The sequence below is a fragment of the Streptomyces humi genome (genome assembly GCF_001005085.2).
Lineage (GTDB): Bacteria > Actinomycetota > Actinomycetes > Streptomycetales > Streptomycetaceae > Streptomyces > Streptomyces humi.
The window spans coordinates 151,516-167,196 of the sequence record NZ_LBMU02000023.1; the positions used below are offsets into that span (position 1 = coordinate 151,516).

At 71.4% G+C, this 15,681-nt stretch carries 10 protein-coding genes; 8 read left to right on the plus strand and 2 right to left on the minus strand.

The annotated features are described in order from the left end of the window. Nucleotides 1-25: 25 nt before the first annotated feature. Together AAW13_RS09805 and AAW13_RS09810 are read right to left on the minus strand one after the other, a co-directional pair. Complete coding sequence (locus AAW13_RS09805) at nucleotides 26-1,729, minus strand: carbohydrate binding domain-containing protein (protein ID WP_046730799.1); 1,704 nt, start codon at nucleotides 1,727-1,729, stop codon at nucleotides 26-28. A 229-nt stretch (nucleotides 1,730-1,958) separates the two neighbouring features. Then, nucleotides 1,959-3,137 carry an MFS transporter gene (locus tag AAW13_RS09810; RefSeq protein WP_046730798.1) on the minus strand — a complete coding sequence of 393 codons (1,179 nt, stop codon included), beginning with the start codon at nucleotides 3,135-3,137 and terminating at the stop codon, nucleotides 1,959-1,961. Between the two features lie 1,139 nt (nucleotides 3,138-4,276). Here AAW13_RS09810 and fusA point away from each other — a divergent pair. The 8 genes from fusA to AAW13_RS09850 all read left to right on the plus strand — a co-directional run bounded on the left by fusA (nucleotide 4,277) and on the right by AAW13_RS09850 (nucleotide 15,679). Beyond that, on the plus strand, nucleotides 4,277-6,343 hold the full coding sequence (gene fusA, locus AAW13_RS09815; protein ID WP_046730797.1) for an elongation factor G: 2,067 nt from the start codon (nucleotides 4,277-4,279) through the stop codon (nucleotides 6,341-6,343). Nucleotides 6,344-6,873: 530 nt separating this feature from the next. Next, nucleotides 6,874-8,190: an ABC transporter substrate-binding protein gene (locus tag AAW13_RS09820; RefSeq protein WP_046728389.1), complete on the plus strand. Its 1,317-nt coding sequence runs from the start codon at nucleotides 6,874-6,876 to the stop codon at nucleotides 8,188-8,190. A gap of 5 nt (nucleotides 8,191-8,195) precedes the next feature. Then, nucleotides 8,196-9,185 carry a carbohydrate ABC transporter permease gene (locus tag AAW13_RS09825; RefSeq protein ID WP_046728390.1) on the plus strand — a complete coding sequence of 330 codons (990 nt, stop codon included), beginning with the start codon at nucleotides 8,196-8,198 and terminating at the stop codon, nucleotides 9,183-9,185. Between the two features lie 16 nt (nucleotides 9,186-9,201). Further along, nucleotides 9,202-10,041, plus strand: coding sequence for a carbohydrate ABC transporter permease (locus AAW13_RS09830; RefSeq protein ID WP_046728391.1), 840 nt, complete (start codon nucleotides 9,202-9,204; stop codon nucleotides 10,039-10,041). Between the two features lie 34 nt (nucleotides 10,042-10,075). Further along, nucleotides 10,076-11,434 (plus strand): GH1 family beta-glucosidase, encoded by a 1,359-nt coding sequence (locus AAW13_RS09835; protein ID WP_046728392.1) that lies wholly within the window; start codon nucleotides 10,076-10,078, stop codon nucleotides 11,432-11,434. Nucleotides 11,435-11,613: 179 nt separating this feature from the next. Then, the gene (locus AAW13_RS09840) at nucleotides 11,614-13,488 is read left to right on the plus strand and encodes a discoidin domain-containing protein (protein WP_046728393.1); all 1,875 of its coding nucleotides are present in this window, start codon (nucleotides 11,614-11,616) and stop codon (nucleotides 13,486-13,488) included. Nucleotides 13,489-13,545: 57 nt separating this feature from the next. Beyond that, nucleotides 13,546-14,076 (plus strand): GNAT family N-acetyltransferase, encoded by a 531-nt coding sequence (locus AAW13_RS09845; protein WP_079178773.1) that lies wholly within the window; start codon nucleotides 13,546-13,548, stop codon nucleotides 14,074-14,076. A 91-nt stretch (nucleotides 14,077-14,167) separates the two neighbouring features. Further along, complete coding sequence (locus AAW13_RS09850; RefSeq protein ID WP_046728395.1) at nucleotides 14,168-15,679, plus strand: ABC transporter substrate-binding protein; 1,512 nt, start codon at nucleotides 14,168-14,170, stop codon at nucleotides 15,677-15,679. The last annotated feature ends 2 nt before the right edge of the window (nucleotides 15,680-15,681 follow it).

A 15,681-nucleotide genomic window follows, 5' to 3' on the forward strand; every position in this document is an offset into this window, starting at 1 on the left:
CCCTGCTCCATGCCGGCGCGGCGCCTCAGCTCAGGCTGAAGTCGTCGGCGTGGACGTCGGACTGGCCGTACCAGCCGTGGACGAAGACGGTGACCGTCCCGCTGCTGCCGGTGGTGAAGCCGACCGAGAGCTGGTTCCAGCTCGTGTTGTTCGACCAGGTGCTCGCACTGGCGCCACCGGAGACTCCGATGTACGCGTACGGTCCCTGCACCCAACCGGAGAGCGTGTAGGTGTGGTTGGGGGAGAGGGTGACCGTCTGGTCGCACTCCCCGGTGCCGCTGGAACTCGGCGTGACCTGCAAGGCGTGGCTGCCGCCGTGGACCGGCGTGGAGACCACCGCGCTGCCGGCCGCGCAGGTCCAGGGGCTCGGCGCGCCGGTCTCGAAGCCCGCGTTGGTCAACGAAGCCCCGCCTCCTCCTCCGCCGCCGCCGGTGCTGGTGACGGTGAGCGTGTACGTCGCGCTGTGGGTGCCGCTCGCGGCCGTGCCGGTGACGGTGATCGGGTAGGAGCCCGCGGCGACGGACGAGCCGACCGCCGCCGTGAGCGTCGCACCGCTCCCGGAGGTCACGGACGCGGGACTGAAGGAGACGCTGACGCCCGAGGGCGCGCCGGAGGCGGAGAGGCTGACGGATTCGGCGCTGCCGGAGGTGACGGCTGTGGCGACGGACGCGGTCGCCGAACCACCCTGGGCGACGGAGGCGGAAGCCGGTGTCAGGGACAGGGAGAAGTCGGTGGTGGTGCCGCCGCCCGAACCGCCCTCGTAGGGCACGAACGTGTCGGTGAACGCGAGACTGTTCTGGCTGATCTCACTGCACGTGGACAGGGAGTTGGCGCTGCCGCTGCACGGCTGGTCCCGGTTGGCCGACCAGAACGACAGCCGCCCGACACCGTTCTGCGCGGCGAAGCTCTCCACCGCCTGGGCGTCCGCGAGCGTGAAGGTGGACCCGTCGTCGTTCTTCCCGATCATCGGGGTGATGCCGAGGTTGGCATAGGTGTAACCGGAGTCGACGGACTGCATCTGCGCGAGCGTGGCGCGGGCCGCGGAGAGGGCGGCCTGCCCCATCTCGGTGCCGGTGCCGGCGTAGTAGTCCATGGCCATGACGTTGACCACGTCGATCCTGATGCCCGCGTTCTTGGCGGCCTTGAGGATGTTGACGCCGTCGCCGGTCAGGCCGCTGGTCAGCACCGGCAGGGTCATGGAGAACCGCAGGTTCGGGTTGGACGCCTTCAGGTCCTTCATCGCCTGCATCTGACGGGCCGCGGCCGCGGTGTCCGCGACGGCGGCGCCCTCGACGTCGAAGTCCAGCTGGGTCACGCCGTAGTCGTCGATGACGGCCTGGTACCCGGCGTCGATGCTGCTCTGGGTGGCGCAGGTCCAGGCGAGCGGTTCGCCGCTCGCTCCGCCGGAGGAGATGATGACCGACGCGCCCTCGGACCGCGCCCTGGCGATCTCCGGGTCGGTGTAGGAGTCGTTGCCGATGGGGAGCGTGTCGCCCCAGATCTGGGTGCAGCCTTCGCCGAGCACGAAGGCGGCCGTGTAGGCCTTGAGTCCGTGTCCGGTGACCGCTGTGTCGAGCAGCCCTTCCTGACTGTTCGACATGTCGACGTAGGGAGCCACGGAGTAGACGCTGCCCGCGGCCGCGTTGCCGGCGGGGGCCAGCGCGACGGCCACGCCGGTGGCCGTGAGCGCGAGGGCGCACGCGGACGCCGCGAATCTCGCCAGGTGCATGACATTGGCCCTTTCGGGATGCCCATCTGGGCGGAGTGGTGGGGGGTGGGCCGCAAGGGATTTGGTACATACCAAAGCGCTGCCGGCCCTCTCCGTCAAGAGGACTAGACCAAGTTGGGCGCCGTGCGGGGGCGGCCGAGCGGCCGCGCGAGGTCGGGCGGGGGGCCGCGTCGTGGCGGGCTCGCGCGAGGTCAGGCGGAGGGCCGCGTCGTGGCGGGCTCGCGCGAGGTCAGGCGGAGGGCTCCGTCGTGGCGGGCTCGCGGCGGCGGACCATGACCAGGGCCGCCCATGCCATCGCCACCAGCGGGATGACACCCGAGATGATCACCTGCCCCCGGCTGGAGACCAGGCCGTTCGGGGTGCCCAGCAGATAGCCGAGGCCGATGCAGCTGCGGGACAGCGCCTGGAAGCAGGCCCAGGCGCTGCCGTGCACCTCGGCGGGCACCCGGGAGTGGACCGCGTTGCGCAGGCCGACGTTGCAGGCGCCGTTGCCGAAACCCGCCAGCAGGAACAGCGGGAAGATCACCGCGGCGACCGGGACGAGGCCGGCCACCAGCAGACCCAGGGCCATGCCCATGATGCCGCCGACGATCAGCAGCGTGTGCCGGTCCGACCAGTCCTGACGGCCCGCCAGCAGCGCTCCCGGGACGGAGCCCAGGGCCCAGGTGGCCAGGAAGAGACCGAACACGGTGTCGTTGCCGTTCACCACGTCCCGCAGATAGAAGACGCCCGCGACGTTCTCGATGCTGGTGGCCAGCATCGCCGCCGCCAGCGCCGGCATCAGCGTGCCCACGACCGGTGCGTCACGCAGCGCCCGGTAGCCGTCCGCGAGCCTGGTGGCGGGACGGCGGCCGAGTGCGACGTCCACCGTGCTCGGCACCGCCAGCACGGTGCAGCCGGCGAGCACGAGGAAGGACACGGCGTCCGCCGCGAGCAGGACCGGCGTGCCCCACAGGGAGTTCAGGAAACCGGCCAGCGGCGGCCCGATCAGCCCCGCGACGGACAGGCCCGCCGTCAGCAGGCTGTTCGCGCGGCCCGTGTACCGCTCACCGGCCACGGCGGGCAGCATCTTGAACCCGGCCGCCACCGAGGCCACCCCGGCCAGGCACGACAGCGCGATCAGCGCCACCTGTACGTGGAAGCCGCCGACCGCGGTGGCCGCGCCCAGCGACAGCGCCTGGACCAGCAGCGCCCACAGGCACACCGCGCGCGCACTGAAACGGTCCACCACCGACCCGATCAACGGTGCCGCGAGCACGGTGGGGATGAGCTCGGCGAGCATCACCTCGGTCACCCCGAAGCGGATGTCCCGGTCCGCCGCGTGCAGCACCAGCCCCAGCGAGGCGAGCGTGTCACCCAGGCGGGAGAACAGCGTCCCCGCGATGAGCACCTGCGCGGCGACCGGCATCGCGGCACCCGGGCGCGCGGTGAATGGTGCTCTCCGCGTCTTTTCCGTGTCCAATCGAGTCCAATCCGTCCGCCTGCCGGGCCTATTCAGCCTGCTCACGCATCAGATTAGGCCTGCGCTCCCCGTGGTGGAGCGTTCACCGGCCACCGGGCGAACCGCTTCCCGGCCATTGCGTGGCCCGCCCTGACCCGCGGCGGGATCCCAATTTCTCAGCCACGAAGAGCGCTTCACGGAAGGTCCACACATGTTCCACACCAACTCCCGCAGTATCGGGCCGGGAAGTCCGAGTACGCGCGTGGGCCGGGATGATGTGTATCCGGGGCGATCCGGGCGTCCTTTCCCGACGGTCCGGCCGAGGGGCGGCCGGCGGGTTACCTGATGTCCCACTGGGAGCTGTAAAGCGTGCTTTTCGGCCAATCGCTGGAGTTGCGGCGGTCTCGGCCGGTGCATCGCGCCGCGCTCAGCCGGTGAAGCGGAAAGCGCCTTCCGTGTTCCGGGAGTTGCCGATGTCGGCCGAATGAATGTCCGGAAAATGCCGGGCCGACGGGTCGCGCATTCTCCGGGGGGCGGAAAAAGGGAACGAACCGGAATCTCGGCAAAGTGACCGCGGCCGCGCGCGTCGCCGAGCATCCCGCCGCATACCACGCCGCGCGCCTCGCCAAGCGCCCGGTCACGCGCCCTGCCACGCGCCCTGCCGTGTGCCGTCGGCTGCGGGGGGCTGCCGGCCCGGCCGCCGGCTTTCCGGCCGGGGGGTGGGCGGGCCCGGTCGAAAATCGGGTGCCACGGCCCGCGCCCGCTGCCTACACTCGCTCCGTTATCACGCACCGTAGCCGCGAAACGCGCTCCCGGTGCTTTGTCGTGACGAGTTCGGACGAATGAGGGGAGAAGGTCATGCGTGAGCGCACGGCCGCCGTCTCTCCCCGTTCCCGCTACGACGTGATCCTCGTGTCCCCGTCACTCCGGTGCCCGCCGCGCGGCCGGTACCGGACTCCGTGACGCACGACTGATCTCCTCAACCACCGGCATATGCCAGCACTTTGACGTGCCGTCAGTCCTGGCCCGGTGCACTGTGCCGCACGGGGAATTGCGCTGCCCTTCCGCAAGTCATTCCGGGAACCCCATTCGAAAGGCATCGGGCCATGCGCACCGAACTCCGCCCGAACTCCGTCAACCCCCTTGCCGTTGTTCGCAACCTCGGCATCCTCGCCCACGTCGACGCCGGAAAGACCACCGTCACCGAGCGCATCCTCTTCGCGACCGGCACCATCCACAAACGCGGCGAGGTCCACGACGGCACCACCGTCACCGATTTCGACCCCCAGGAACGCGACCGAGGCATCACCATCTTCGCCGCGGCCGTCAGCTGCGCCTGGGACGGCCACCGTGTCAACCTCATCGACACCCCCGGCCACGTCGACTTCGCCGACGAGGTCGAGCGTTCCCTGCGCGTCCTCGACGGGGCGATCGCCGTGTTCGACGCGGTGGCCGGCGTCGAGCCGCAGAGCGAGTCGGTCTGGCGGCAGGCCGACCGGCACGGCGTGCCCAGGATCGCGTTCGTCAACAAACTGGACCGCGCGGGTGCCGACCTCGACAGAGCCGTCGCGTCGATCCGGGACCGGCTGCACCCGGTGCCGCTCGTCGTGCAGCTGCCGATCGGTGCGGAGGAGGGTTTCACCGGCGTCGTCGACCTGGTGCGGATGCGCGCGTTGGTCTGGCCGGACGGCGGCGGCGCACCGGTGGAGGGGCCGGTGCCCGTCGAACTCGGCGAGGAGGCGCGCCGACGGCGACGGCTGCTGGAGGAGACGGTGGCGGGACTGCACCCGGCCGCGCTGGAGGAGTTCTGCGGGCCGGCCGGCCGGCTGTCCACCGGCACCCTCGTCTCCGCCCTGCGCGACCTCACCCGCACCGGTGACGCCGTGGTCGTCCTGTGCGGGTCCGCCTACCGCAACCGGGGCGTCGAACCACTGCTGGACGCGGCCGTGGCGTACCTGCCCTCGCCGCTCGACGTGCCCGCGGTGCGCGGCAGCCACCAGGGTGACGAACAGCGGCGGACCGCCGACCCCGGCGGGCCGTTCGCGGCGCTCGCGTTCAAGGTGACCGCGACCGCCACCGGACGCCTCACCCATGTCCGCGTCTACTCCGGCACGATCGAGAAGGGGGACACCGTGTGGGACCCGGCAACGCGCCGCACCGAACGCGTCGCACGCATCCTGCGCGTCATGGCCGACCGGCACGAGCCCCTGGACCGGGCGGTGGCCGGTGACATCGTCGCCGTCGTCGGGCTGAAGTCGGCCCGCCCCGGAGCCACCTTGTGCGCCCGGGACGCCCCGCTGCTGCTGGAGCCGCCGCGGGTCGCGGACCCCGTGGTGTCCGTCGCCGTCGAGGCCCGCCGTCGTACCGACACCGAACGGCTGGCGCAGGCGCTGGCCCGGATCGCCGAGGAGGATCCCTCGCTGGTGGTGCGCACCGACGCCGAGACCGGGCAGACCGTGCTGTCCGGGATGGGTGAACTGCACCTGGAGGTGGCGGTGGAGAAGATCCGGCGCGACGGCGGCCCCGAGGTGACCGTGGGCCGGCCGCGGGTCGCCCTCCGGGAGACCGTCGGCCGCGGGGTCACCGGCCATGTCCACCGGCACGTCCACCAGACCGGCGGGGCGGGGCAGTTCGCGCATGTCGTGCTGGACGTCGAACCGCTGGCGGAGGGCGCCGGATTCGAGTTCCGGTCGGCGGTCGTCGGCGGCCGGGTGCCGCAGGAGTACGTCCGCGCGGTCGAGGCCGGCTGCCGGGACGCGCTCGCCGAGGGACCCCTCGGCGGGCATCCGGTGACCGGGCTGCGGGTCACCCTGACCGACGGTTCCACGCATGTGAAGGACTCCTCCGACACGGCGTTCCGGGCGGCGGGGCGGTCCGGTCTCCGGGACGCGCTGCGGGCCTGCGCGATGGTCCTGCTGGAGCCGGTCGCCGAGGTCACGGTCACCGTGCCCGAGGAGGGCGTCGGCGGTGTTCTCGGCGACCTGGCGGCGCGCCGCGGTCGGGTCACCGGGTCCGGGTCCCGGGGCGGCGCGGCGACTCTGACCGCCACCGTGCCGCTGGCCGAACTGTTCGGCTACGCGACCCGCCTACGGGGCCGCACCCAGGGCCGCGGCACCTTCACCACCCGCCCGACCGGCTACGCCCCGACCCCGGCGACGGCCCCGCCCCGGTGACACCGCCGACCCCCGCCCCGCCCCGGTGACACCGCCGACCCCCGCCCCGGCTCGGTGACCGACGGGCAGCCAGGACGCGGGCTCGGTGTCATCGGGCGGCCAGGGCGCGGGCCAGGTGTCATCGGGCGGCCAGGGCGGGCGGCCGCGGTGGGCGTCCGGTGGCCCGGGGTGTGGGGGCCGGGGGGAAACCTCCCCGGCCCCCACGTCGTACGGTCCCGTGCTGTCGAGACACAACCGTTGTGGAACAGGAAGGGGCCCGCCGCCGCCCGGATCGGGCCGCTTCGTCCCAGGTCACACCCTCGGGCGCGGCCGGCCCCCGCTCCGGAACCGGCTCCGCCGCCGCCCGCCTGCGCCGACACCCGTGCCGGATCCCTTGACGCGCCCCTGATCGGAGTATTAACTCACGTCCTAAATTAAGCCATGAGGGGCTTCGGAAGCCGAACGTCGGTCCCGGTCTCCGCGCATGCGGACGCCGGCCTTCGTGAAGCCCTCTCGGGGTTCTCGACTCCCGGAAAGGCACAGCAGGAGCCATGCGCAGCATCCGAGCCGCGGCCGTAGGCGCCGTCACCATGTCTCTCGCCCTCGCGGCCACGGCCTGCGGTGGCGGTTCGTCCGCCGGGGGCGGGTCCGACGACTCCCCGAAGACGCTCACTTACTGGGCCTCCAACCAGGGCGCCAGCATCGAGGTCGACAAGAAGGTGCTCCAGCCGGAGCTCGACAAGTTCCAGAAGCAGACCGGCATCAAGGTCAAGCTGGAGGTCGTGCCCTGGTCGGACCTGCTCAACCGGATCCTGACCGCGACCACTTCGGGCCAGGGCCCCGACGTGCTGAACATCGGCAACACCTGGAGCGCCTCGCTCCAGGCCACCGGCGCGCTGCTGCCCTGGGACGCCAAGAACTTCGGCAAGATCGGCGGCAAGGACCGCTTCGTCGACTCCGCGCTGGGCTCCACCGGTGCCGAGGGCAAGGACCCGGCGGCCGTACCGCTCTACTCGATGGCGTACGCGCTCTACTACAACAAGAAGATCTTCGCCGACGCCGGTATCGCCAAGCCCCCGGTCACCTGGGACGAGTTGGTCGCCGACGGCAAGAAGATATCCGCCAAGGGCAAGTCGGTGCTCGGCGCCGAGGGCGGCAACGTCTCGGAGAACATCCACCACGTCTTCGTCTTCGCCAAGCAGCACGGCGCCGACTTCTTCACCGCCGACGGCAAGCCGGACTTCACCAACGACAAGATCGTGGCCGCGGTGCAGCAGTACGTCGACCTGATGGCCAAGGACAAGGTCATCCCGACCGGCGACGCCGAGTACGCGCAGAACCAGTCGGTGAGCGACTTCGCCAAGGGCAAGCAGGCCATGCTGCTGTGGCAGTCGGCGTCCTCCAACCTCAAGTCGCAGGGCATGAGCGACAGCGACTACGGCATCGCCCCGGTGCCCGTGCAGTCCGGCACCCCCGGCACCGGTACCCAGGTCAACTCGATGGTCGCCGGCATCAACCTGGCGGTCTTCAAGAACACCAAGAACCTCGACGGCGCCGCCAAGTTCGTGAAGTTCATGACCAGCGACGACGAGCAGAAGATCCTCAACACCGCCTACAGCTCCATCCCGCCGGTCAAGACCGCCCAGGAGGACCCGGCCTTCAACACCCCGGCCAATTCGGTCCTGAAGAACACCCTCGCCACCAGCGCCGCGGCCCTGCCCCAGGTGTCGTCGGAGTCGCAGTTCGAGACCACGGTCGGTACGGCGGTCAAGAACCTGTTCGCCGACGCCGCCGCCGGCCGCGCCATCACCACCGACTCCGTCAAGGCCGAACTGGAGAAGGCCCAGCAGCAGATGCCGGCGGCCTGAACGAGATGACGACCACCACCACCGTGCGAGAACCGGCGCAGGTGAACTCCCCCGGGGCGGCGGGCGGCTCGGGCCGCCGCCCCGGGCGGATCCGCCGCATCGGACTGCCCTACCTGCTGCTCCTGCCCGCCCTGCTGCTCGAACTCCTCGTCCATCTCGTGCCGATGGTCATCGGCGTCGTGATGAGCTTCAAGGAGCTCACCCAGTTCTACATCCGCGACTGGGGCACCGCCCCCTGGTCCGGGTTCGACAACTACCGGATGTCGGTCGACTTCGACGCGCCGGTCGGCAACGCCCTGTTGCACTCCTTCTTCGTCACCGTCGGCTTCACCCTGCTCTCCGTCGGCCTGTGCTGGCTGATCGGCACGGCGGCGGCGGTGTTCATGCAGGACACCTTCCGGGGCCGGGGCCTGCTGCGCGCCCTGTTCCTCATCCCGTACGCGCTGCCCGTGTACGCGGCCGTCATCACCTGGGTGTTCATGTTCCAGCACGACAACGGCCTGGTGAACCACGTCCTGCACGACCAGCTGCACCTCACCGACAAGCCGTCCTTCTGGCTGATCGGCGACAACAGCTTCTGGGCGCTGCTCATCGTGTCGGTGTGGAAGGGCTGGCCGTTCGCCTTCCTGATCGTGATGGCCGGCCTCCAGAACATCCCGCGGGAGCTGTACGAGGCGGCCGCCCTGGACGGCGCAGGCCTGTGGCAGCAGATCCGCCGGATCACCCTGCCGTCGCTGCGCCCGGTCAACCAGGTCCTGGTCCTGGTCCTGTTCCTGTGGACGTTCAACGACTTCAACACGCCGTACGTGCTGTTCGGCAGGTCCGCCCCGGAGGCCGCCGACCTCATCTCGGTCCACATCTACCAGGCCTCCTTCGTCACCTGGAACTTCGGCACCGGCTCGGCCATGTCCGTGCTCCTGCTGCTCTTCCTGCTGGTGGTGACCGGCGTGTACCTGGTGTTCACCTCGCGCGGACGGAGGACCGCCGATGTCTAGCCCGTCCGGCTCGCCGATGGCCCCGCCGCGCTCCTTCCTCTGGTCCCGGCGGATCTTCCTCACGCTGCTCACCGGGTTCGTGCTGGTCCCCGTGTACGTGATGGTCTCCAGCTCGCTGAAGCCCCTCGCGGACGTCACCGGCAAGTTCCGCTGGCTGCCCAGCGGTCTGACCATCCGCCCGTACATCGACATCTGGTCGACGGTCCCGCTCGCGAAGTACTTCGTGAACTCGCTGATCGTGTCGGTCGCGGCGACGGTCTGCTCGGTGGTCGTCGCGGTCTTCGCCGCCTACGCGGTCAGCCGCTACGACTTCCGCGGCAAGCGGGTCTTCACGGTCACCGTGCTCTCCACCCAGATGTTCCCGGGCATCCTCTTCCTGCTCCCGCTGTTCCTGCTGTACGTCAACATCGGCAACGCCACCGGCATCGCCCTGTTCGGCTCGCGCGGCGGACTGATCCTGACGTACCTGACGTTCTCGCTGCCGTTCTCGATCTGGATGCTCATCGGGTATCTCGACTCCGTGCCGCGGGACCTGGACGAGGCGGCACTGGTGGACGGCTGCGGCCCGCTCGGCGCGCTGTTCCGGATCGTGGTCCCGGCCGCGATCCCGGGCATCGTCGCGGTCGCCGTCTACGCCTTCATGACCGCCTGGGGCGAGGTCCTGTTCGCCTCCGTCATGACCAACGACACCACCCGCACCCTCGCCGTCGGCCTCCAGGGCTACTCCACGCTCAACGACGTGTACTGGAACCAGATCATGGCCGCTTCGCTGGTGGTGAGCGTTCCCGTCGTGGCCGGCTTCCTGCTGCTCCAGCGCTACCTCGTCGCCGGACTGACGGCCGGCGCCGTCAAGTGAATCCGCCTCGACAGCCAGTTCCGAAAGGACTTACGTGACCATCGACCTCGCCGCCCTGCCGCACGACTTCCTGTGGGGCACGGCAACCGCGGCGTACCAGATCGAGGGAGCCGTCGACGAGGACGGCCGTGCGCCCTCCATCTGGGACACCTTCTCGCACACCCCGGGGAAGATCGCGAACGACGACAACGGCGACGTCGCCTGCGACCACTACCACCGCTGGCGCGAGGACATCGGCCTGATGCGCCGGCTCGGCGCCAACGCCTACCGGCTGTCCGTCGCCTGGCCTCGCGTGCGGCCCGGCGGCGACGGCCCGGACAACGCCAAGGGCCTCGACTTCTACGACGAGTTGGTCGACGGCCTGCTGGAAGCGGGCATCACGCCGTCCGTCACCCTCTACCACTGGGACCTGCCGCAGGCCCTCCAGGACCGGGGCGGCTGGCCCGAGCGGGCGACCGCCGAGCACTTCGCCGCGTACGCCTCCGTGGTCGCCGACCGGCTCGGCGACCGGGTGCACCACTGGACCACCCTCAACGAGCCGTCCTGCTCGGCCTGGATCGGCCACCTGGAGGGCAAGATGGCCCCCGGCTGGACCGACCTCACGGCCGCCGTCCGCGCCTCCTACCACCTGCTCCTCGGTCATGGCCTGGCCGCGCAGGCGATCCGCGCCGCCGCGCCCGGCGCCCAGGTCGGCATCGTCAACAACCTCTCCACGGTGTTCACGGTGACGGACCGCCCCGAGGACGCGGCCGCCGCCCGCCGTCACGACGGGCACGTCAACCGCTGGTGGCTGGACCCGGTGCACGGCCGCGGCTTCCCGGCCGACATGGTCGAGACCTACGGCGTCGAACTCCCCGAGCGCCCAGGCGACCTGGAGACCATCGCCACCCCGCTGGACTGGCTGGGCCTGAACTACTACTTCCCGGCCTTCATCGAGGACGACCCGGACGGCCCCGCGCCGTACGCCCGTTCGGTCTACCGTGAGGGTGTCCCGCGCACCGGCATGGACTGGGAGATCGACGCGAACGGCATCGAGACGCTGCTGCTGCGCCTCACGAACGAGTACGGCGCCCGCAAGCTCTACGTCACCGAGAACGGCTCCGCCTACCCGGACGTGGTCCGCCCCGACGGGACGATCGACGACCCCGAGCGCCAGGAGTACCTGGCCGGCCACCTCGCGGCCTGCGCCTCCGCGGCCCGCAAGGGCGCCCCGCTGGCCGGCTACTTCGCCTGGTCGCTGCTGGACAACTTCGAGTGGGCGTACGGCTACGACAAGCGCTTCGGCCTGGTCCACGTCGACTACGAGACGCAGGTCCGCACGATCAAGGGCACCGGACGCCGGTACGCGGACATCATCCGCGCCCACCGGGGACAGGCCAGCAAGGCGGCCTGACCAGGACCGGGCCGCCGTCCGGCCCGGCACGACCGCGGTGGGCGCGGTCCAGGGGAGTTCCGCGCCCACCGCCCACCCGACTGTCATGCGTACGAGCAACAGGCACGGAGACCAATCTGTCATGTACGCGACATGTGCATGACGTACCTGAAGGCACCGCCGACGCTCAGGAGACCCGCATGCGATCCCGTATCCCCCGTACCCTCATGGCCGCCCTCGCGACGGCCGCCCTGCTGACCTCGGGCGTCAGCGCCCTGGCCGCACCCGCTTCCGCCGCCACCGCCGCCGCCTGGGACACCGACCGGGCCGGCGCCGCCTACGCCGCGAACCCGGCCGCCGTCACCGCCTCCGGCTCCGAGAACCCCGGCACCACCCCGGGCCTGGCCTTCGACGGCAACGGCGCGACCCGCTGGTCCAGCGACTTCGCCGACGGCGCCTGGATCCGCGTCGACCTCGGCACCACGATCCGCATCGACAGCGTGGTGCTCGACTGGGAGGCCGCGTACGGCAAGAAGTACGTCCTCGAGGCCTCGAGGAACGGCACCGACTGGACGCCCTTCTACACCGAGACCGACGGCACCGGCGGCTCGGTCACCGCGCACACCTACCCGCAGGAAGTCACCGGCCGCTACGTCCGGATGCGCGGCATCCAGCGCGCCACGCCCTACGGCTACTCGCTCTGGAACTTCAAGGTCTACGGGGGCGAACCGGCCCAGGCGTCCTCGACGGTCACCAACCTCGCCCTGAACCACCCCGCGTACTCCGACTACTACCAGCACGCGGGCAATTCACCGGCGTTCGCCACCGACGGCGGCCGGCCCGCCGACCTGAAGGGCGACTCCACACGCTGGTCTAGCGACTGGAACGCCGACCGCTGGATCTCGGTCGACCTCGGCGCCACCGCGACCATCTCCTCGGTCGACCTGTACTGGGAGTCGGCGTACGCCGTCGACTACCTGCTCCAGGTCTCCGACGACAACGTCAACTGGCGCACCGTGTACGAACCTTCGGCCGCCGACATCGCCGCCCGCCGTGCGAACGTGGCCTCCCCCTCGGACGCGGCGGGCCGCCACGACACCGTCACCCTGCCCTCCCCGGCGACCGGCCGCTACGTCCGCATGCTCGGCAAGGAGCGCCGCAGCTTCTACAACCCGGCCCCCTACACGGCCCAGTTCGGCTACTCCCTCTACGAGTTCCAGGTCTGGGGCACCGGCGGCAGCGCCTCGGCGGCCTATCCGCCGCTGCCGGGTGACCAGTCGGGCACCTACCGGACCACGTTCTTCGACGACTTCACCGGATCCACCCTCGACCGCTCCAAGTGGCGGGTGGTCCGCACCGGCACCGAGATGGGCCCGGTCAACGGCGAGTCCCAGGCGTACGTCGACTCCACGGACAACATCCGTACGCAGAACGGTGAGTTGCTGCTGAAGGCGAAGTACTGCAAGGGCTGCGCGCAGGCGGGCGGCGGCACCTACGACTTCACCTCCGGCCGCATCGACACCGACACCCACTTCGACTTCACGTACGGCCGCGTGAGCGCGCGCATGAAACTCCCGGTCGGCGACGGGTTCTGGCCCGCGTTCTGGCTGCTCGGCAGCAACGTCGACGACCCGTCGGTCTCCTGGCCGGCCTCGGGCGAGACCGACATCATGGAGAACATCGGCTACGACAACTGGACGAGCACCGCCCTGCACGGCCCCGGCTACTCCGCCGACGGGAACATCGGCGCCCGCCAGACCTTCCCGAACGGCGGCACGACCGACCAGTGGCACACGTACGCCGTCGAATGGACCCCCACGGCGATGCGCTTCTACGTCGACGACGCCCTCCTCCAGGAGACCACCCGCAACAAAGTGGAGTCGACCCGCGGCCAGTGGGTCTACGACCACAACCAGTACGTCATCCTCAACCTCGCCCTGGGCGGCGCGTACCCGGCCGGCTGGAACCAGGTCACCACCCCCTACTGGGGCCTGCCCCAGTCCAGCGTCGACAGGATCGCGGCCGGGGGAGTGCAGGCGGAGGTGGACTGGGTCCGCGTCGAGCAGAAGCGGTGAGGAACCGGGCGCGGGGGGAGCGGACCGCCTCGAAGGCTTAATGCATATAGTGTGCAGGTGCGTGACTACTGCATCAGGGTGGCGACCCGCGACGACCTCGACGGCGCGCGGGCCGTCATGCTCGACACCGTCTACCGCGACTTCGGGACCGGGTACGTACCGCGGTGGCACGGGGACATCATCGATCCGGCCGCGGCCTACCTCGCCTCCCGCCGGCACACGCTGCTGGTCGCAGTCGACGGCGCCGGGCGGGTGGCCGCGACCGGCGCGCTCGACTCGCGGGGCCCCGCATACCCGCCGAATCCGCCGGAGTTGGCCGAGCGGTACCCGTCGGGGGAGACCGCGCAGGTGCGGCGGCTGTACGTGCGGCCGGAGAGCCGGCGGCGCGGAATCGCCCGTCGACTGGTCGCCGGACTCGTCGACTTCGCGGTCGCCGACGGGGGGTACCGGGCCGTGTACCTGCACACCGACCCCGCCGTGCCCGGCGCCGAGGCGTTCTGGCGCTCGCTCGGCGAGGTCGTGCTCGACGAGCGCGAGGGGCCGGGCGGTGGGCAGGGGATCGTGCACTTCGAGGTGCCGATGGGGTGAGAGGTCGAGAGATGGGACCAGATGAAAATGATTGTCATGTAGTGTGATGATCGTTCGCCGCCCGCGCCCGTACCGCACCGAACCGAGGAACATGTCACTCCCGCGCCCCCCGTGCCGTCCCCGGCTGCTCGCCGCACTCCTGCTCACCCCGCTCCTTACCGGCTGCTTCGCCGAATCCGGCGGCTCCCCGGCCACCGACGGCAAGGGCGACGCGGGTTCCCGGCTCCGGGTCGCCCTCGCCTTCCCGCCCGCCGAGCGGCTCTCGCCCCACGGCGCCGACGCCACGATCCTCAGCCGGCTCGGCGTCACCGAGGGCCTGACCGCGCTCGACGCCAACGGCACCGCCGCGCCCGCGCTCGCCGAGTCCTGGCGCCGGGCGGGGCCGCGCAGTTGGGTGTTCACCCTGCGCGAGGCCGAGTTCCAGGACGGCACCGACGTCACCCCGGCCGCCGTCGCCGCCGCCCTCACCCACGCCACGCGGGCCAGGCCCGCCCCGGCCGCCCTGACCGGCGTCACCCTCACCGCCGCACCCGAGGGCGACCGCGCGGTGCGCGTCACCACCGGCGCGGCCGACCCCGTACTGCCGCTGCGGCTGTCCAGCCCCGGTCTCGCCGTCCTGTCCGCCGCCGCGTACGGCAAGGACGGCACCGTCGACCCCGTCGGCACCGGCACCGGCCCCTTCGAACTCACCGAGGTCACCGGCGCCACGGCCGCCACCCTCGACCGGTACGACGACTACTGGGGCGGCCGGGCCCAGGCCGCCGGTATCGACGTCCGCTTCGTCGCCGACGGCACCGCCCGCGCCAACGCCCTGCGCACCGGCGACGCCGACATCGCCGAGGCCGTCCCGGTGGCCCAGGCCGCCGCCCTGGCCGCGGACACCCGGCGCGAGACCGCCACCACCCGCACCACCAGCCTCCTCCTCAACTCCGGTACCGGCCCCTTCGAGAGCCCCGGACTGCGCGCCGCCGCCCGTGAAGCCGTCGACACCTCCGCTCTCGCCCAGGGCGTCTACGAGGGCCACGCCGACACCGGTGCCGGGATCTACGGGCCCGCCGTGACCTGGGCTGCGGCCGAGCGGGTCCGGCCCGTGGGGCGCGCCCGGGCGAAGCGGCCCGACGGCACCGCCGTCACCCTCGCCACCTACGACAACCGGCCCGAACTCCCCGAGGTCGCCCAGGTGCTGAAGCAGCAGCTGGAGAAGGCCGGGTTCACCGTCAGGCTGGTCGTACGCGACTACTCGCGGCTGGAGAGCGACGCCCTCGCCGGGAAGTTCGACGCGTTCGTCCTCGCCCGCAACACCCTCGTCGACACCGGTGACCCGGTCGCCGTCCTCGCCTCCGACTACACCTGCGACGGCGGCTACAACCTCGCCCGGCTGTGCGACACCGGCGTCGACCGCGCCGTCGCGAGGGCCGAGGCCACCGCCGACACCGGTGAGCGGCGGGCCGCGGCGCTGGCCGCCGAAGCCGGGATCCTCGGGACCGATGCCGTCGTACCCCTGGTCCACCAACGCGTGATCACCGGCGTGGGCGCCGGGGTGAAGGGCGTGCGCCTGGACCCGTACGAGCGTGTCCTCGTCGGCACCGGCACGCGGCGCTGACC